This window comes from Winogradskyella sp. 4-2091, assembly GCF_045765065.1.
Classification (GTDB): Bacteria; Bacteroidota; Bacteroidia; order Flavobacteriales; family Flavobacteriaceae; genus Winogradskyella.
Map to the genome: position 1 here is coordinate 460,750 of NZ_JBJKOD010000001.1, position 18,275 is coordinate 479,024.

The 18,275-nt window shown below is 32.2% G+C and carries 15 protein-coding genes; 6 read left to right on the top strand and 9 right to left on the bottom strand.

The features are described 5' to 3' along the window. Positions 1-535: 535 nt before the first annotated feature. Entirely contained in the window at positions 536-4,819 is a 4,284-nt protein-coding gene (locus ACJBCC_RS02020; RefSeq protein WP_407556254.1) for a T9SS type A sorting domain-containing protein, read from the top strand. Positions 4,820-4,966: 147 nt separating this feature from the next. Continuing rightward, positions 4,967-5,845: a PPK2 family polyphosphate kinase gene (locus ACJBCC_RS02025; protein WP_407556255.1), complete on the top strand. Its 879-nt coding sequence runs from the start codon at positions 4,967-4,969 to the stop codon at positions 5,843-5,845. Between the two features lie 51 nt (positions 5,846-5,896). Here the strand turns inward: ACJBCC_RS02025 and ACJBCC_RS02030 are convergent, their stop codons facing one another. Both ACJBCC_RS02030 and lysA read right to left on the bottom strand, forming a co-directional pair. Further along, positions 5,897-6,916, bottom strand: coding sequence for an AI-2E family transporter (locus tag ACJBCC_RS02030; RefSeq protein WP_407556256.1), 1,020 nt, complete (start codon positions 6,914-6,916; stop codon positions 5,897-5,899). 90 nt (positions 6,917-7,006) lie between these two features. Further along, positions 7,007-8,212 carry a diaminopimelate decarboxylase gene (gene lysA, locus ACJBCC_RS02035; RefSeq protein ID WP_407556257.1) on the bottom strand — a complete coding sequence of 402 codons (1,206 nt, stop codon included), beginning with the start codon at positions 8,210-8,212 and terminating at the stop codon, positions 7,007-7,009. Between the two features lie 121 nt (positions 8,213-8,333). Between lysA and ACJBCC_RS02040 the strand changes: the two genes are divergently transcribed. From ACJBCC_RS02040 to ACJBCC_RS02050, 3 genes are all read left to right on the top strand, one after another. Next, a complete protein-coding gene (locus ACJBCC_RS02040; protein ID WP_299099506.1) occupies positions 8,334-8,990 on the top strand; it encodes a hypothetical protein in 657 nt (218 codons plus the stop codon). A 63-nt stretch (positions 8,991-9,053) separates the two neighbouring features. Next, entirely contained in the window at positions 9,054-10,244 is a 1,191-nt protein-coding gene (gene sucC / locus ACJBCC_RS02045; protein ID WP_299099509.1) for an ADP-forming succinate--CoA ligase subunit beta, read from the top strand. Positions 10,245-10,407: 163 nt separating this feature from the next. Beyond that, positions 10,408-10,746, top strand: a complete 339-nt coding sequence (locus ACJBCC_RS02050; RefSeq protein WP_299099512.1) for a hypothetical protein — start codon at positions 10,408-10,410, stop codon at positions 10,744-10,746. An 87-nt stretch (positions 10,747-10,833) separates the two neighbouring features. Here the strand turns inward: ACJBCC_RS02050 and ACJBCC_RS02055 are convergent, their stop codons facing one another. Together ACJBCC_RS02055 and ACJBCC_RS02060 are read right to left on the bottom strand one after the other, a co-directional pair. After that, positions 10,834-11,094, bottom strand: coding sequence for a DUF1456 family protein (locus ACJBCC_RS02055; protein WP_299099514.1), 261 nt, complete (start codon positions 11,092-11,094; stop codon positions 10,834-10,836). A gap of 8 nt (positions 11,095-11,102) precedes the next feature. Then, complete coding sequence (locus ACJBCC_RS02060; protein WP_407556258.1) at positions 11,103-11,906, bottom strand: alpha/beta hydrolase; 804 nt, start codon at positions 11,904-11,906, stop codon at positions 11,103-11,105. A 142-nt stretch (positions 11,907-12,048) separates the two neighbouring features. Here ACJBCC_RS02060 and ACJBCC_RS02065 point away from each other — a divergent pair, with 142 nt between their 5' ends. Continuing rightward, positions 12,049-12,450, top strand: coding sequence for a hypothetical protein (locus ACJBCC_RS02065; RefSeq protein WP_008268994.1), 402 nt, complete (start codon positions 12,049-12,051; stop codon positions 12,448-12,450). 59 nt (positions 12,451-12,509) lie between these two features. On the opposite strand, the gene ACJBCC_RS02070 is transcribed toward ACJBCC_RS02065, so the two are convergent. The 5 genes from ACJBCC_RS02070 to ACJBCC_RS02090 form a co-directional block, all read right to left on the bottom strand. Beyond that, positions 12,510-13,001 carry a hypothetical protein gene (locus ACJBCC_RS02070; RefSeq protein WP_407556259.1) on the bottom strand — a complete coding sequence of 164 codons (492 nt, stop codon included), beginning with the start codon at positions 12,999-13,001 and terminating at the stop codon, positions 12,510-12,512. 78 nt (positions 13,002-13,079) lie between these two features. Continuing rightward, positions 13,080-15,083 (bottom strand): excinuclease ABC subunit UvrB, encoded by a 2,004-nt coding sequence (gene uvrB / locus ACJBCC_RS02075; RefSeq protein WP_299099521.1) that lies wholly within the window; start codon positions 15,081-15,083, stop codon positions 13,080-13,082. A gap of 143 nt (positions 15,084-15,226) precedes the next feature. Then, complete coding sequence (locus tag ACJBCC_RS02080; protein ID WP_407556260.1) at positions 15,227-16,636, bottom strand: tail fiber domain-containing protein; 1,410 nt, start codon at positions 16,634-16,636, stop codon at positions 15,227-15,229. 2 nt (positions 16,637-16,638) lie between these two features. Then, positions 16,639-17,121 (bottom strand): T9SS type A sorting domain-containing protein, encoded by a 483-nt coding sequence (locus tag ACJBCC_RS02085; protein ID WP_299099525.1) that lies wholly within the window; start codon positions 17,119-17,121, stop codon positions 16,639-16,641. A 532-nt stretch (positions 17,122-17,653) separates the two neighbouring features. Further along, positions 17,654-18,262, bottom strand: a complete 609-nt coding sequence (locus ACJBCC_RS02090) for a hypothetical protein (protein ID WP_407556261.1) — start codon at positions 18,260-18,262, stop codon at positions 17,654-17,656. Between the last annotated feature and the right edge of the window lie 13 nt (positions 18,263-18,275).

The following is an 18,275-nucleotide window of genomic DNA, read 5'->3' on the forward strand; positions in this document are numbered from 1 at the left end:
TACATATTTCTATTAGATAAAGTGTATATTGCAAAAATTTTAATCACTAATTTAATAGCCTATTTTTGTAATGTTATGAAAGACAATCCCTTATCTTTTGAAGTGTTATATTCGTATAACTACTTATTATAAAGTTAAAGTCAAAAGCACATTTTAACTTAAGTCAATTCCCTTTATAGAAAAATTTCCCCCTAACTTAGACTTTTACACAAACCCTTGATAGTATCTGGTCTAGAATTACTTCATAATGAAAATTTGATTACACATTTTTCGAAACTTTCGATGAATCGATTAATGTCTATACTTACCGTTAAAATACTGATGTCATTTCTGTTGAATATGCCTTAAAGAATTGGGTGAAATCAACTCCTCGACACATAATTGCATTTCATCGTAACAAAAAAGATGCTTTACCGAAATAGTAGATTTGAGCTGAGTATAGCCGATATCTTTGCATCAGAATTATTGATCTTAGATATGGACTATTTCAATAATCATGAAATCAAAATTGAATAATTAAATACCTACATACGTTATGAATTTAAAACCCCTAATTTTCTGTGCTTTGTTGTTGAGTTGCAGTTTAATCAGTTTTTCGCAATCTCCTGGAGGTGTTGGCAAGTCCGACATGTCTATTTGGGTAAGAGGCGACTTTGGTGTTAGTGATGATGGAACATTAACTTGGTTAGATGATAGTGGATTAAACAATGAACTCTATCAACCTACTGCTAATGCTAAACCAATACAAAGTAATGCTTTAAATTTTAATAGTACGTTCACTTTTGATGGTGCAAACGATAGTTTTGCAATTTCTAATCTGAATTATGCTAACAATCAAACCATAAACCAGCTGTACGGGTTTGTGATTTATAAAACCGATTATAGTTCTACAGGTTATAATGGGAATTGGTCGTTTATTGATTTCGATAGAAGTGAAACCTTTAACTTTTATATTCATGGAGATGGGAGACTAGCAATGTCTTATCAATCTGGTGGAACACGAGATTTAGTAGCAAACACAGCATCAAATGATAATGCCGCGCATTTAGGCACATTTATATTCAATTCTTCAGAGACAAATGAGTCTGTTATGAGATTAGATGGTAATGTTGATTATTCTCAAGATATTACATCTTCACCCATTTTAACATCGAGTAATAGATATGGTTTTGTTGGTGATGGATCAGAAGCATCATCCGAAAACGGGACTACAAATAATGTAAATTATGATGGAGAAATTGCTGAAATTATTTTTTACGAAGAAAATAGTTTGTCAGCAACAGATATTCATAAAATAGAATCTTACTTAGCGATTAAATATGGTATTACCTTAAATAAAAGTATCGGTAGTTATGTGAATTCATCAAACACCATTTTATGGGATAATTCATCATATTGGAATGACGTTTCAGGTATAATCAATGATAGTAGTATTGGGTCTATTAATCAAAAAGTTGCTCAATCAAACAATAATGAAGAGCTTGTTGTAGCAACTGATAATGACTATTCATCTTTAAATAGTGAGCTTTCAAGAACAAGTTTACCATTAAATACATCATTACTTTTTGGTCATAATGGAGGAAATTTTGAAGTTGAAAATTTTGACATAGCTAATCATGAATATATCATAAAAAGAAAATGGTATTTCCAAGAAGTAGGAGAAACAGGTACTGTGTTTATAGCTTTGCCTAAATCAGCTTATAATAGTAGTGAAATAGATTTAATAGTTAGTAGTGATGATACGTTTGATGCTAGTGACGCAAGATATGCATTAACAGAAGGAGCAGATCATTTTTATACATCAATTAACCTAAACGACGGAGATCGTATTACCTATATAATTAAGGATAATGCTGCACCAGGTGGAGCTATAGGTTCTAAATTGTGGTATAAAGCAGATAAAGGCGTTTCTCAAGCAGGTGGATCTGTAGATGGTGTGAAGAATCAATTAGGAAACAGCAATCATTTATCACAATCTAATGCTGCTAATCAACCAAGCAACGCTAATTCAATGAACTATAATCCAACATTTACATTTGATGGAAATAGTGATAGATTACCTATTGAAGACTTAAATTATACAAGTGCGGATAACTTAAACCAAGTTTATGTATGGACAGTATATTCTACAACTTATACGGACTTATCAGGAGTTTCTAGTGCATATGACGCTAAAAACTGGGCATTTTTAGATTTTGATAGAAGCGAATGGTTTAGCACTTCTGTTGGTGGTGATGGTACATTAGGGTTTTCGTACCATCCAGCAGGATCTGACATTGTTGACGTTAGCGGAACAACAGTTACAAATGATGGTACACCTCAAATTGGAGGATATGTTTACGATCTTTCAGAGGTAAATGAAACTTCATTAAGATTAAATGGGTCAGAAGAAATTAGTGTGGATATGTCTACCGTAGCTTTAAATAGTAATAATAGACGTTTTGGCTATGTTGGTGATGGTTCTGAAGCCAATAATTTTGATTCTGCAGCGAACAACTTGTACTATTCTGGAGACATCTCTGAAATTATATATTTTGAAAATGTAGTCTTAGAGCCTTCAAAAATTGAGACCATAGAATCATATCTAGCTCTAAAGTATGGTGTTACGTTAAATCAGGACATTACACCAACAAACTATTATGCTAGTAATTGGAATGGTACATCTGGTTTAGTAACTTGGGATGCTACACAAAATATAGGCTACAATAATGATATAGCAGGTATAGGATTAGATAAAAGCACGGGATTAGATCAACGAGTTTCTAAATCTAGAAATGGAGATGCATTAGTAACATTTGCATTAGATAATGACTTTGTATCCTTAAATACAGATGAAATTGCAAGAAGCACTCAGCATGATTCAAATTTAAGTTTCATGACATGGGGAAACAATGATGCCGCTTTATCTTGGTCAGCATTAGATATAGAATCTTGCGAAAAACAAATATTTGATCGTGTTTGGCATATTGAAGAAACAGGTGTTGTAGGTATAGTATACATTTCAGTGCCAGATTATTCTAGTACAGAAACTACAAAAATACCTACAGTAGTATCTAATTTAAGTTTAGTGACTAAACTTGGTGATAATGATTTTTCAACGGGAGCTACAGTGACAGCATTAACATTAAATGGGACAAATTGGGAGTTGCCAGCAGGTATAGATTTAGAAGATGGCGTTTATTTTACCTTCCAAACTTACGTAGAGTCAAAAACTGCTATTGGTACAGATTGGAATACAGCTGCAGATTGGTCGCCTTCTGGTGTGCCAAGTGCATCAAATAATGTTGTTATTCCTAGTGGAATAAATATGAATATAGCAGCAGGACTTAATTCTGCGAATTATATAAAATTAGAAGCTGGTTCAGGACTTACCATAGAAAGTGGCGCAACTTTAGATAGTTACTGTAAAGTTTTATTAGAGTCAAATTCAACAGGCTTTTCAAGTTTAATTTTAGATGGTACAATTAATGGCGAAGTGACTTATGAGAGACATGTAAATATTGCAGCAACGTCAGGTAATGCAACTGCTTCTAATGATTTAATTAGTGCACCATTAACAGGACAATCATTTGGAGATTTTAGAGCAACTAATCCTAATATTCTGTCAGGTACTATTGGTGGAAGTCCGGCGTTTTTATTCGGACCATTTGATACAGCAGCAGATGCCTACGTAAATTATGAGCCAAGTGATGATACATCTACTTTAGATGCAGGTATAGGTTACCGAACAGGTTCTACTGATAATGGAGTTTATAAATTTACTGGTAATATAGAAACAACAACAGTAACTACGCCAGTTGAAACAGGTTCAGAATTGGTATGGAATCTTGTAGGTAATCCATATCCTTCATACTTAAATGTTCAAGATTTTTTAAGCAATGCAGATAACCAACAAATCATTAATAATGGATTTTATTTTGGAGTCTATGGTTATGATGGTGCTGCACATGATGGATGGACGATTTACAATCTAGCCAACACTACAGCGACAACTGCATTGGCACCAGGTCAAGGATTTTTTATCGCAACGGAGCCAAATGTCTCTGGCGATATAACGTTTACAACAGGTATGAGAAGTACTGGTACTTCAGATGATTTTATTGTAGGCAGAAATGAAGCAAGCCCATTAACGTACTTAAAACTTAAGGCGAGTACAGATAATGATGCTTACAGAACAGATTTCTATTTTAATACTAACGGAACAAGAGGGTTAGATGTAGGTTACGATGCAATTACAGGATTTGGAGCTTTAAATGGTTTTTCATTGTATTCTAATTTATTAGAGAATAATGTAGGTGAGCCAATAGCACTTCAAACTTTAAATGATGCTGATCTAAATAATGTTACTATACCATTAGGTGTACATGCTAATGCAGGTGAATTGCTAACGTTTAGTATTCAGTCATCGACGTTACCTTCTGGTACTCAGGTTTATTTACAAGATACAGCTACTAATAGATCGACACTTTTATCAGAAACGGATTATATAATCACACCAACTTCTGATTTGAGTGGAACAGGACGCTTTTATTTAAACATTGTAAACAATGCCTTGTCTTTAATTAATTATGAAGATGAATCATTAGTGCTTTTTAATAATCCTAACTCAAATACTTTAGTGTTAAAAGGAATGTTGAGTACAGAAGCAACGATTCAGCTATATGATATACAAGGAAGATTGGTTGAAAGTAGAGTTCTAGAAACGAATGTAAATTCTCAAAACATTAATTATAACAACTTAAAATCTGGAGTATTTGTTGCAAAAATTTCCGGAGAAAACGTTTCAAAAATTCAAAAAGTAATTTTTTACGATAATTAGACCCTTAATTAATTGACATTTTTGAAATCCTGTAATGGGATGAATAAGCTGGCCTCGTGTCAGCTTTTTCTTTTTAATTAAGTTGATCTGAATTCACAAGCCCTATTTTATAAAATCTTCACTATATTTAAGTCATTAAATAAAAACATGAAAAAAATTAAAGTAGAGGATTTTAAAATTTCTTCAAAGGTAAATATTAAAGATTTAGAGACTAAAGTTGATCTTGGTGTAGGTAAAAAACAGCTTGAACGAGAACTTAGAACGGTCAGTGAAAACTTAGCAGATATACAAAATACAATGTATGCTCATGGCAAATATGCTGTACTAATGTGTATTCAAGGTATGGATACTGCAGGAAAAGATAGCCTTATACGAGAAGTTTTTAAGGAGTTTAATGTGAGAGGAATTGTTGCTCATAGCTTTAAAAAACCAACGGAATTAGGGTTGAAGCATGATTATTTATGGAGACATGTTATTGCCTTACCAGCTCGTGGTAAATTTGGTATCTTTAATAGAACTCACTACGAAAATGTGTTAGTTACAAGAGTTCATCCTGAATATTTAATGTATGAGAATATGCCAGATGTCAATAGTTTAGATGATGTAGATGACGCCTTTTGGGACAGACGTTTTAACGAAATCAATAATTTTGAGAAGCATATAGCAGAAAACGGAACTATAGTTTTTAAGTTTTTCTTAAACCTTTCTAAAGACGAACAAAAAAATAGACTTTTAAGGCGACTGAATAAACCGAGTAAAAACTGGAAATTTTCTCCAGATGATTTAGATGAACGTAAATGTTGGGATGATTATCAAGACTATTATGAAGATGCTCTAAACAGAACATCTAAAGAACATGCACCTTGGTATAATATTCCTGCAGATGATAAACCTGCAGCAAGATATATTGTTGCCAAAATTCTTTATGACACTTTAAAGGAATATACAGATATTAAAGAACCAGAATTGCCTGCTAAACAAAAAGCAAATATAGATTTGTACAAAGCGCAGTTAGAGGAAGAATAACTTTAGATTTACTATAACTTGTTTAATAATAAATGTTATTGGCCGTTCAAATTATATTTGATCGGCTTTTCCATATTCATCTTTATATATTTTAACCAAAGCCATAAACATACTTACTAATAGTGGACCAAAAATTAGACCAATAAAACCAAATAAGGGAACACCAACAATGACACCAATCAATGTGATTAATGGATGGACATTATCTAATTTTTTTAAAACAAATAGTCTAATTAAATTGTCTGTAGAACCTACCACAACAAACCCGTAAATTAAAATACCGTAGGCTTGAAAACTATTTCCAGTGGACAATGTTAAAATAAATACTGGCAGAATACCTACTAAAGTACCTACAAACGGAATCATTGAACCGATGGTTACAATAACAAACCAAAATAGAGGTTCTTCAATACCAAAAATTAAAAAACCAATTAAAGCTATAAGTCCTTGTGCAATGGCTACTAAAGGTATTCCTATTGCGTTAGATTTAACCATTGTCTGTACTTCTCGACCTATTTCATTGATATTATCATTATCCATAGGAATATATTTTCGCAACGATTGTCTTAGTTCCTGTCGGTTGGTAAGCATAAAGTAGAGCATAAAGTACATTAAGCCTATAGCAATAAATAGGTTAAAAGTATTACCAACCATGCTTTGCGCACTATCAGATATCCATGTGGTAATAGCCTCAGTATCCATTTGAGAATTTATATCTATACCAGTTTTAAATTTTATTTTCCCAACTTGATCTTGAAATGCATCTATTACTCTTTCGCTATTAGCTGCTATATTCGAAATTTTATTAGCCAACATAATACCGAATCCACTGAGAGGTATCATAACAATAACAAACGAAGCTAACATTAAAATTAATGCGGCTATGTTCGATTTCCATTTATACTGAGCAACTAAATATCTCATTGGTTTCCTTAAGAGTATATAAAATGTAATTGCGCCTAAAACACCACTCAAATAAGGAAGCATTTCACGGAAAATCAAACTACCAGTGAGTAAGATTAACAGTAAAACAAATATTTGGCGAATAATTTTAGGCGCAATTTGAGTCATATAAAAGTGGAATAAAATCAATCAAAGATAACCGCAATTGATATTAGTTAGTACTTTATATACACAAAAAGTTAACGCAAATAGATGAAGTTAAAAAGCAATCTCTACCTGATTGTGTATGATGTCCTCAAAAACTTCGCGTTTTCTAATAAGATGTGCTTTACCTTTATAGACTAAAACTTCAGCAGGTCTGTAACGAGAGTTATAGTTGCTCGCCATAGAAAAGCAATAAGCACCAGCATTTTTAAAGCATAGAATATCGCCTTCGTTTATTTCTGCAATACGTCTATTATTAGCAAAGGTATCTGTTTCGCAGATGTATCCTACTACAGAATAGAAACGTTCACGTCCTTTAGGATTAGAAATATTTACAATATCATGCTGAGAACCATATAGCATTGGTCTAATTAAGTGATTAAAGCCAGAATCTATCTGAGCAAAAACCGTGGAAGTAGTTTGTTTTACAGCATTCACGTTAGCTAAAAAGACACCAGCCTCACTCACTAAAAATTTTCCAGGCTCAAAGGCTAAGGTTAAATCTTTGCCGTATTCCTTACAGAATTCATTAAATCGTTTAGATAATTTTTCGCCTAACTCTTCAATATTAGTTTCAATATCTCCTTCTTTATAAGGTACTTTAAATCCAGATCCAAAATCAATAAATTCTAAATTCTTGAAATTTTTAGCCGTTTCAAATAGAATTTCACTGGCATATAAAAACACATCGATATCTAAAATATCGCTTCCTGTATGCATATGAATTCCGTTGATATTCATCTTAGTATTCTTAATAATACGAAGTAATAAAGGAATTTGATGAATGGAAATCCCAAACTTACTATCAATATGTCCTACAGAAATATTAGTATTTCCTCCAGCCATAACGTGCGGATTAATACGAATACAAACAGGAACTTCTGGATGTTTTGTTCCAAATTGCTCTAAGATAGATAGGTTGTCAATATTAATTTGTACACCTAATTTTGCAGCTCTTTCTATTTCTTCAAGAGAAACGCCATTTGGTGTAAATATTATATTTTCTGGTTTAAATCCTGCTTTTAGACCTAATTGTACTTCTTGGATAGATACAGTATCTATGCTAGAACCCAACTTGTTAAATAACTTAAGTATTGATAAATTAGAAAGTGCTTTTACAGCATAATTTAATCGCAACTGTTTAACCTTACTAAAAGCTTTTGTTAATCGTTTGTACTGAAATTCTATTTTTTCAGCATCATAGACATAAACAGGACTTCCAAAATCTTTTGCAATCTTTAATAAGGCGTTATCTTTCATTCTTTCTTTATCTTAAAATTTATTTTTATTTGAAGTGCCGAAAATAGAATGATTCCTTTTAATAAACATATAAATGTAAAAAAAAGAGTATTTTTACACAAATTGTTAAATAATTAACAAAATGAAAACAATCGCATCTTGTGTACAAGAGATAATAGTAGAAAGCCCATTCTTAGAAGAGGGCTTGTCTCGTGAGATCATAAATTTTTCGGCTTTAGCTAAAGATTTGAAAGAACCAATTTCAAAAATGTTAAGAAAACCAGTAAAAGAAGGTGCTATAATGATGGCTTTACGACGCTATCAACAACCTCTGAATCTCAAAAATTCTCAGAGTTTAAAAAAGACATTTGATCAATTAGGAGACATTACTGTGCGTTCTAATCTAAGCGATTTTACATTTCAGAATTCTACGACCTTAATAGATAGTCATTCTCAAATTTTAGAAAAAATAAGTAGTAATCACCAGATATTTTATGCATTTACTCGAGGTATGTTTGAGAGTAACATTATTATTTCTACCTCAGAAAAGGAAAGTGTGTTAAATGCTTTTAAAAACGAAACACAAATAGGGTTGCAAGAAAAATTGTCTGCAATAAGTATATATTTACCAAAGGGAAATTCTAAAATAGTAGGATTATATTATCAAATTTTTAAGCGATTGGCTTGGGAAAATATTACACTTTATGAAGTCGTATCTACAACAAATGAATTTACCATTGTAGTAGAAGATTATTTAGTTGATAAAGCGTTTTCAGCGATAAAGCGATTAATTGATTAAAAACTATTGGTAAAAACTTTTAGTATGTGTATTTTTGTTGGACTAATAAACTTCTGATCAAAAATGAATTTACACGAATATCAAGGAAAAGAATTATTGAGCAGTTTTGGAGTACGTATCCAACGTGGTATAGTAGCCCAAAGTGCTAAGGAAGCTGTAGATGCAGCAAAACAATTAACAGCTGAAACCGAAACAGGTTGGCATGTTATAAAAGCACAAGTTCATGCAGGTGGACGTGGTAAAGGTGGCGGTGTGAAACTAGCCAAAAACCTAAAAGAAGTTGAAGAAATTGCAGGACAAATCATAGGTATGGATTTGGTAACACCTCAAACTTCAGCTGAAGGTAAGCGTGTTCATCAAGTATTAGTTGCTGAGGATGTTTATTATCCAGGTGAAAGCGAGCCAGACGAATTTTATATCTCTGTGCTATTAAATCGTGCTACAGGAAGAAATATGATTGTTTATTCTACTGAAGGTGGAATGGATATTGAAACTGTTGCTGAAGAGACCCCAGAATTAATACACAATGAAGAAATTGATCCTTCAACAGGGATTTTACCTTTTCAAGCACGTCGTATAGCTTTTAACTTAGGTTTATCTGGTACTGCTTTTAAAGAAATGACAAAGTTTGTTACGGCTCTATATACAGCTTACGATAAGTCTGATGCTTCTTTATTTGAAATCAACCCGGTTTTAAAAACAAGTGATAGCAAAATAATGGCTGTTGATGCTAAAGTAACATTAGATGCTAATGCATTATACAGACACAGAGATTTAGCTGAGTTACGTGACTTACGTGAAGAAAATCAAATAGAGGTTGAAGCTGGAGCTTTAGGACTAAACTATGTAGACTTAGACGGAAACGTTGGTTGTATGGTAAATGGTGCTGGTTTGGCAATGGCAACAATGGATTTAATTAAGCAAGCAGGTGGAGAACCAGCTAACTTTTTAGATGTTGGTGGTACTGCAGATGCAGCTAGAGTAGAAGCGGCATTTAAAATTATATTAAAAGATCCTGCTGTAAAAGCAATCTTAATTAACATATTCGGTGGTATTGTACGTTGTGATAGAGTTGCACAAGGTGTAATTGACGCTTATAAAAACATGGGTAACATTACTGTACCTATCATTGTTCGTTTACAAGGAACAAATGCAGACATTGCTAAAGAATTAATTGACAATTCTGGTTTAGATGTAATGAGCGCTACAGAATTTCAAGAGGCAGCTGATAAAGTTCAGACTGTACTTGCATAAGGATAATAAGATTTATTATTATATTAAAAATGCGCCTTCTAAGGCGCATTTTTTGTTGGCTAATATTTTGGTTTACTTGTTGTTATGTTAAAAAACGTTAAGAATTGTAACAGATTTATTTAATGGTCGTCTATAGAGTATCAATCATATAAATCGAACAATTATGAAAACTTTTAAAACTATTTTACTAGTCGTAGCAATTACGTTTAGTAGTGTACTTGTAGCAAGTACAGATCCAATCAAGAATTCTACGAAAACTACTATCTCAGAGGTTGTAGGAGACTTATTAGAAAAACCAAAATTTCACATTGAAAGTGATGAGGTAATTAATGTGTATTTTTTTATTAACAAGAATAACGAAATTGTTGTATTATCTGTAGAAACAGAAAATTCAACATTAGAAGATTTTGTTAAGAGTCGTTTAAACTACAAAAAGGTACCTAAAGAAATTGCGCAAACCAAAAGATTTAAGATACCTGTAAAGATTTTGAAATCGAAATAATTACGTATTGGAATTTAAAAAGAGCAACTATTGATAGTTGCTCTTTTTTTTATAGCTATTAAAATGGTTGTTTTTTAAAAGAAAGGATCAATCCTTTTTCTTTGCTGTATTTTTCTTCTCTCCCTTTTTTGGCATTGGCCCACGTAAATGAATAATTAATCCATTCAAGAAATTTCTTAGAATTTGGTCGCCACAAGCCATAAATTTAGGATGGTCTTCATTTCTAAACAGTGCATTTAACTCACTTTTAGAAATTCTAAAGTCAACGAGTTCTAATATTTTTACAATATCATCATCTCTTAGTTTGTGAGCTACTCTCAGTTTTTTAAATATGTCGTTGTTTGTCATAATTTGATTTATTTAGTTAGCCAATTATAAGCTTTACCAAAATGCTCTGCCCAAAATTTTTCATTGTGCTGACCACCTTCTATAATATGGCTTTCAATTTGATTTTGTTTTAGTCCTTTAGATGTTAATAATTCTAGCATTTCCTCTAGCTTAGGAATCATTGTTTCACCTTCATCTGTACCTGCTAAAAAATAAAACTTTGTTGATTCTGGGATTTCAGTGGTTTTGACCAAGTCATAAATTTCTGGGTTTATCCAAAAGGCTGGAGAGAATACACCAGCTTTTCCAAAAGTTTCAGGGTATTTAATTACAGCATAAAAAGATATTAATCCACCTAAAGAAGAGCCAAATATAGTTGTATGCTCTGCATCTGTTTTAGTTCTATAGGTTGCATCAATGTGTGGTTTTAACGTGTTTTTTATAAATGTTAAGTAGGCATTACCATTTCCGCCATCATATATTTCATTAGTATAAGGTGTCAATTCCTCAATTCGTTTGTTATTTCCATGTGCTATACCAACAATGATACTTTTATTCTCGACCAGTGTGTCCATATATTCGTCTACTTCCCATTCGCCAGCATATGCTGTTTCGGTATCAAATAAATTTTGAGCATCGTGCATGTAAATTACTGAAAACTCTTTTTCAGAATTTTGATAGTCACTTGGTAAATACACCCAAATTGTCTTAAGTGTATCTAATTGAGGTGCTGCAATTGTAAACTTGCTAACTTGCTTAGAGGCAGTTGTTTGTGCAGGTGTTATTTGAAGTGCAAAAGCTATAATTACGAGGTATAAATGCTTCAGATTCATGTTAATATAGGTGTAGCGAATTGATAAACGTTATTATTTGCCGACTAAATACAATTAATTTTTCGACAAGATACAGTTATTCGACGACAATAAAATAAACAACCTCTGTAACTTTACAGTATAATTTTATTCCCTCAAAATCATGATAAATCGAGCTGAAAAATTGAGCCTACTGTCTGAAATGATCGCATTTGCTCAAACAGATGAAAATATAAGATCTATTGAATATAATTTTCTATTCAGTATTGCTAAACAATTAGATATTTCAAAAGAAGATTTTGAATACCTCTTTGAGCATCCTGTAACCTACGTACATTTAAAATCGCACAGTGAACGTATTGTACAATTTCATAGATTGGTCCTTCTTATGAATTTAGACCATAAAGTATCTCCTAAACAGTTAGTGAAAATTCACAACTTTGGTTTACGTATGGGTTTAAGTCATGAGTCAATTAATCGCGTGTTGGATTTAATGGATAGTTTTCCTAACAAAATTGTACCACCAGATTTTTTAATTGATATCTTTAAGGTGCAGTATAATTAAAATTTAACCTTCATATTTTGAAGTTAAGTTGGTTGTCATTTTGGGAATATGACTTGTTTTTAGCTTTTCAATTCAGTACTTAGGCTATTGATCAGCTTTAAAAACTTTGCTTCTTTAAGTTGCTTTTTTTCTACTCCATAGTTTCGAAAGCGCAGTATTAGTTCATAGTTGTCTTTTGTTTTAAAAACAATCTTTTCATTATTTAGTATATCTATATTAGTTATTAAATAATGTTGTACGCGGTTTTCTTTTTGTACTAATTGGTATCTATTTGTATGAAATATAAAATGGGAGTTTCTATCATTGTAATAGTCGAAACCATATATTAATAAATCATCTTCTGAATAGATGATATTCAAATCAACATCCATGAGAATGCGAATTTTCGAAAATTCTATTCTTCCAGTAATCTTAATTAGGTTGGGATAATCAGATTGTAAAGATTTTAAAAACTGCTCAGTACCTCTCTTTCTTTTATTATTAAAAATCCAAGAAATAATCATAAACACGACTAACGAGATAAATAATAAAAAGTTTATATCACTATTCATGTAATGAGTTTGTGAATTTATACAATTTGAGTAATTATGTATGTTGAGCTATTAAGACTAATCTTGATTGTTAATGTATTAGGCCTTTAATTTTTCTAGCTTACTCTGATAAGCAGTAATCTCATCTCTAAAACGAGCAGCTTCTAAAAAGTCTAAAGCTTTGGCCGCTTGTTCCATTAATTTACGTTTTTCTCTTATTTTCTTTTCTAATTCGCCTTTGTTAAGATATTCACTTTCTGGTTCTGCCGCTATTTGTGCATCAAGTTCTGTTCTGTATGTACTTACAGAATTTTGAGTTAAGGCACTATCTAAACTCTTATTAAGTGCTTTTGGTACAAGATTATGCTTAGTGTTATAAGCAATTTGTTTTTCGCGTCTATACTCTGTTTCATCAATAGTTTTCTGCATACTTTTAGTTACTTTATCAGCATACATAATAGCTTTTCCTTCAAGATTTCTTGCAGCTCTACCAACGGTTTGTGTTAAGGAACGTGCAGAACGAAGGAAACCTTCTTTGTCAGCATCTAAGATTGCAACTAATGATACTTCAGGTAAATCTAACCCTTCACGTAATAAATTAACACCAACCAAAACATCAAACACACCTTTACGCAAATCTTGCATAATTTCAACACGTTCTAAAGTATCTACATCACTATGAATATATCGTGTTCTTACTGAAATCCTAGTTAAATATTTGGTTAATTCTTCAGCCATTCTTTTAGTAAGTGTTGTTACTAAAGTACGTTCATCTTTTTCTACACGAATTTGAATTTCTTCAATTAAATCATCAATTTGATTTAAGCTTGGTCTTACTTCAATAATAGGATCTAATAAACCAGTTGGCCTAATCACTTGTTCCACAAAAATTCCATCTGATTTTTGAAGCTCGTAATCTGCAGGAGTTGCGCTTACATAAATAACTTGATTTTGAAGGGCTTCAAATTCTTCAAATTTTAAAGGTCTATTATCCATAGCAGCAGGTAAACGAAAACCGTAATCAACTAAGTTAACTTTTCTGCTTCGGTCGCCTCCATACATTGCATGAACTTGAGATATGGTTACGTGGCTTTCATCTACAACCATTAAAAAATCATCAGGAAAATAATCTAATAAGCAGAATGGTCTTGTTCCAGGATTTCGTCCATCTAAGTATCTGGAATAGTTCTCAATACCAGAACAATAACCCAATTCGCGAATCATTTCTAAATCAAATTCTGTACGTTCTTTAAGTCGTTTGGCTTCAAGATGTTTTCCTATTTCCTTAAAGTAATCATGCTGTTTTACTAAATCATCTTGTATTTCTTTTATGGCACCATTTAAAACATCTGGAGATGTAACAAACATGTTTGCAGGATAAATATTCAGTCTGTCGTAACGTTCAATGATTTCATTACTACGAGCATCAAAGGCCTCAATTTCTTCAATTTCATCGCCAAAGAAATGAATTCTAAACGCATGATCTGAATAACCTGGAAACACATCTACTGTATCACCTTTAATTCTAAAGTTTCCGTTTTTAAATTCTGCCTCTGTCCTAGAATAAAGACTTTGTACCAATTGATGCAATAATTTCGTGCGTGAAATGACTTGATCTTTCTCTATAGAAATAACATTTTTCTGAAACTCTACAGGATTTCCTATACCATATAAACATGAAACAGATGCGATTACAATAACATCACGTCTACCAGATAATAGGGAAGAGGTGGTGCTGAGCCGCATTTTTTCAATTTCTTCGTTAATAGATAGATCTTTTTCTATGTAAACACCAGAAACAGGAATATAGGCTTCAGGTTGATAATAATCGTAGTAAGACACAAAATACTCAACCGCATTTTCAGGAAAGAATTGTTTAAATTCTGAATACAATTGCGCTGCTAAAGTTTTGTTGTGCGCCAAAACTAATGTTGGTCGTTGTACTTCTTCAATAACATTGGCAACGGTAAATGTTTTACCAGAACCAGTAACACCTAAAAGCGTTTGGTACTTTTCGTTATCATCGATACCTTTTGCCAATTTTTTTATGGCTTGTGGCTGATCTCCTGTGGGTTTAAATTCTGACTCAATTTTAAATCGCATAATGCAAAGTTACGATAAAGAATTAAGGTCATAACTGTTTTTTATTTGAGCAAATAAAACAGACTGAATAGTGAATTTTATATCATAAAAACCTAAGGCCTAATTTAAGTGCTTTTTTAGACCTTAGGTTGAGTAATACTTTATTATTTGTTTTCGAGCACTTCAATACGTGCTTTCAGGGTTTCTATAATTTGCTGTTGCTCTTGTATGGCTTTTAATGCAACTACTGTAAGTTGGTTATAGTCAACCATGAAGGTGCTTTCTTTTCCGCCCTCTCTATTGATCGTTTCTGTAACTAATTCTGGAAATTGTTCTTGTACTTCTTGTGCTATAAACCCTATAAATTGTTTATTGAGATTGGTTTTGTAATTATATGTTTTGGCATCTAATTGAGCCACTTTATCAAGGACATTTTGGGCGGTATTAATATTGGTTTTTAAGCGACGGTCTGAGGTCGCACTGTAGTTACCGCTAGTTGCATCAAAATTACCAACATAACTTCCATTGGCAAAGAGTTGTAAAGTTGTATTAGCTACGTAAAACTCCCAATTATTGTTAGCATCATTTTGATTAATCAATTGCAGACCATAATTACTTGATTGTTCAATACGAACCGAATAAGGATTTGCACTAAAACCAGGTTCTGTACCAATATTTAGCTGACGTGTACGCATTTCAATAATACCTAACCCATAACCACTGGCGTCTGAAGCTATAAGTCTTGTGCGGTCAAAACCAGAAACAGCATCAAATCTAAAATTTGTGGTGGTATTTCCAACAAGTAATCCACCTCCAATAGTATTACCAATAGTTGCAGCAGGAACTCCCCAACCAACTCCAAAATTATCACCAATAACAAGTTCTTCGTCTGGGTTCGTATTGCCAATACCAACATGGCCATTTTGCTTTAATATAAATCTCGTGTTTGAGTTAGTCACTCCAGAAACTTTAGATTGAAATAACAGGTCTTCACCACTATTTAATGTAGCTAAACGCCATTGATCGCCATTATTTGGATACCCAATTCTTAACGAACCCTCATTAGATTGTACAAGCAAGTCTCCTGCAACGTGCAGATCTACTTCTGGTTCATAAGTGCCAATACCGACATTTCCATATTCATAAGAAATATCATCTTCACCATCTGCAAGATACCAAAATTGATTACCAGCGCTTATGGCGTATGGTACAGCATGTATTTCGGTAGTGCCAATTTCTGTACCGTTTAATGAGACGTTTACATAAGAAGCTAAACCTCCCCATTCAAGAGTATCATAATCGCCTAAGGTTGTTGTACCATCTCCAATTTTAAGATTAAATACACCACCTGCATCTGTGGTAATACTATGTGTTTCTGAATATGACGAAGATACGGTTGGTGCCCCAAAACGTAATTCTATTTCTATGGTAATAGCTTCTTCGGTAAGAATGTCTCCGCTGGCATCTCTAGCAATACCTTGATAATTAATGAAATAAGATTGTCCTGATTGTGCATGTCCTATTTGTGTTGCAATTAGAACTGCTATAATTAAAATGCGTGTAATTATTTTCATGATTATAGTTTTAAGAATTTCATTGTTTTTATAGTTAGCGTTTCAGAATCTTTAATATGCAAAAGATAAAGACCTGCTGATAAATGTTTGATATTTAGATTATTTACTAAAACATTCTCTGAGGTTGATTGATGTGTTTTTTTTCCTTCAGTATTATAAATGGTAAAGACGTAATCTTTTATTTTCTGCATTGAAATATTAAGGATGTCTTCTGCTGGATTAGGATAAATAACTAAGTCATTATCAACCTCAATAGGTTCTGACATACTCAAAGTATTTATAAGATGTGTACTTGCCCAAAAACCTTGATGTAAGGTTTCAGAGTTAGTGATGGTCCCAACTATAGGTTCTCCGATAGTGGAATTAATAGAATTTGTTCCATTGCTATGTAACTCACCTCCATTTGAGAAAGTGTCATTTTCAACCGATTGTGCATTGATATATGCACACATTAATAATAATAGTAACATTGTTTTTGTTTTCATAATTTTTGGTTTTAATTGTGGTTTGTATAAGACTTTAAAATTGTTACTTCAAATCTAAGTATCAGATTATCAGAGGTCTATTTGAGATGTAACAAATGCTGTAATTATTGTAACATGTCAATGATAGTCACGAATAATCGTTGTTTTATAGCCATGATATTTAGGTTTTAACACCTGTTTTTAATGAGAAAAACGTATCAGGTTATTTATTAGGGCTTTGGTAAAACAAGACTGAATCTAATAATTAGAAATAGATCGATTGTTAGGAAATAAATATGGAGATTCTATAAAATTTTGAATGGAAATAGAATCTAATGAAAGTCTACAAACGAAAGTTTTTATACGCCTCTAAGGAATGCGCGTGACTTAAATTATTTTTATTTAGGTCGTTGTAGAAACGTAAATTGAAAATAATGTGGTAATAAAAGCGAATGAGTTACTCTTAATATTTAATCATTAGATTTCTGATTAATTAATTGGGTCATATCGTTAGATTCAAAAAATAGTTTAAATTCTCGTTTTAGAATATTTCTCAACGATTTAACGTATTGTTTTGATAGTTCATTGAATCTGCACGTGCAAATTTTCCACTTATAGTGATACCTTTTAGTTCAAAATTAATCTGACCCTCTATTTTTATTGGTGTTAGTAAAAGGCTAATGTATTTGTCTCCTGTCCAATCTACTTTGTGCAATGCAGAATCTGATGTTTTATGGTTACTAGTATAAGCATTTAAGCTACTTTTTAAACTAATAGTATCTTGATTCTCAAAGTGAATGGTACAAAATAATTGCTGGTATTTATTGGTTCTAAACTCAACTGAGGAGTTTGTTGCTGACTGAAAATTATATTGCCAATACACAGGACCTTCATGTGGTCCTGATGATAACTTCTTTTTGATTTTTTTAGAAATGCTGTCTTCAGCTATTTCATAACTATCTCTTAAATCTAGTGTTTTGTTTAGATTATCTATTTTACAGAAGGCCGAATCATTTTTTAATTCCACGTTAAAATGTGGAGCGACATTAGTATCTAAAAGCTCTTTAAATTTTTCAATCTCATTTTGCTGGAGCTTTTGACTGTGAGATGTTTGAAACATGGATGCAGTTAAAATGCACATAAATAGAAACTTGTTTTTCATGATAATGATTTTT

Excerpts from the sequence above, each read along its gene's own strand:
- ACJBCC_RS02020 (WP_407556254.1), top strand. The coding sequence starts at position 536 with ATGAATTTAAAACCCCTAATTTTCTGTGCTTTGTTGTTGAGTTGCAGT.
- ACJBCC_RS02025 (WP_407556255.1), top strand. The coding sequence starts at position 4,967 with ATGAAAAAAATTAAAGTAGAGGATTTTAAAATTTCTTCAAAGGTAAAT.
- ACJBCC_RS02030 (WP_407556256.1), bottom strand. The coding sequence starts at position 6,916 with ATGACTCAAATTGCGCCTAAAATTATTCGCCAAATATTTGTTTTACTG.
- lysA (WP_407556257.1), bottom strand. The coding sequence starts at position 8,212 with ATGAAAGATAACGCCTTATTAAAGATTGCAAAAGATTTTGGAAGTCCT.
- ACJBCC_RS02040 (WP_299099506.1), top strand. The coding sequence starts at position 8,334 with ATGAAAACAATCGCATCTTGTGTACAAGAGATAATAGTAGAAAGCCCA.
- sucC (WP_299099509.1), top strand. The coding sequence starts at position 9,054 with ATGAATTTACACGAATATCAAGGAAAAGAATTATTGAGCAGTTTTGGA.
- ACJBCC_RS02050 (WP_299099512.1), top strand. The coding sequence starts at position 10,408 with ATGAAAACTTTTAAAACTATTTTACTAGTCGTAGCAATTACGTTTAGT.
- ACJBCC_RS02055 (WP_299099514.1), bottom strand. The coding sequence starts at position 11,094 with ATGACAAACAACGACATATTTAAAAAACTGAGAGTAGCTCACAAACTA.
- ACJBCC_RS02060 (WP_407556258.1), bottom strand. The coding sequence starts at position 11,906 with ATGAATCTGAAGCATTTATACCTCGTAATTATAGCTTTTGCACTTCAA.
- ACJBCC_RS02065 (WP_008268994.1), top strand. The coding sequence starts at position 12,049 with ATGATAAATCGAGCTGAAAAATTGAGCCTACTGTCTGAAATGATCGCA.
- ACJBCC_RS02070 (WP_407556259.1), bottom strand. The coding sequence starts at position 13,001 with ATGAATAGTGATATAAACTTTTTATTATTTATCTCGTTAGTCGTGTTT.
- uvrB (WP_299099521.1), bottom strand. The coding sequence starts at position 15,083 with ATGCGATTTAAAATTGAGTCAGAATTTAAACCCACAGGAGATCAGCCA.
- ACJBCC_RS02080 (WP_407556260.1), bottom strand. The coding sequence starts at position 16,636 with ATGAAAATAATTACACGCATTTTAATTATAGCAGTTCTAATTGCAACA.
- ACJBCC_RS02085 (WP_299099525.1), bottom strand. The coding sequence starts at position 17,121 with ATGAAAACAAAAACAATGTTACTATTATTATTAATGTGTGCATATATC.
- ACJBCC_RS02090 (WP_407556261.1), bottom strand. The coding sequence starts at position 18,262 with ATGAAAAACAAGTTTCTATTTATGTGCATTTTAACTGCATCCATGTTT.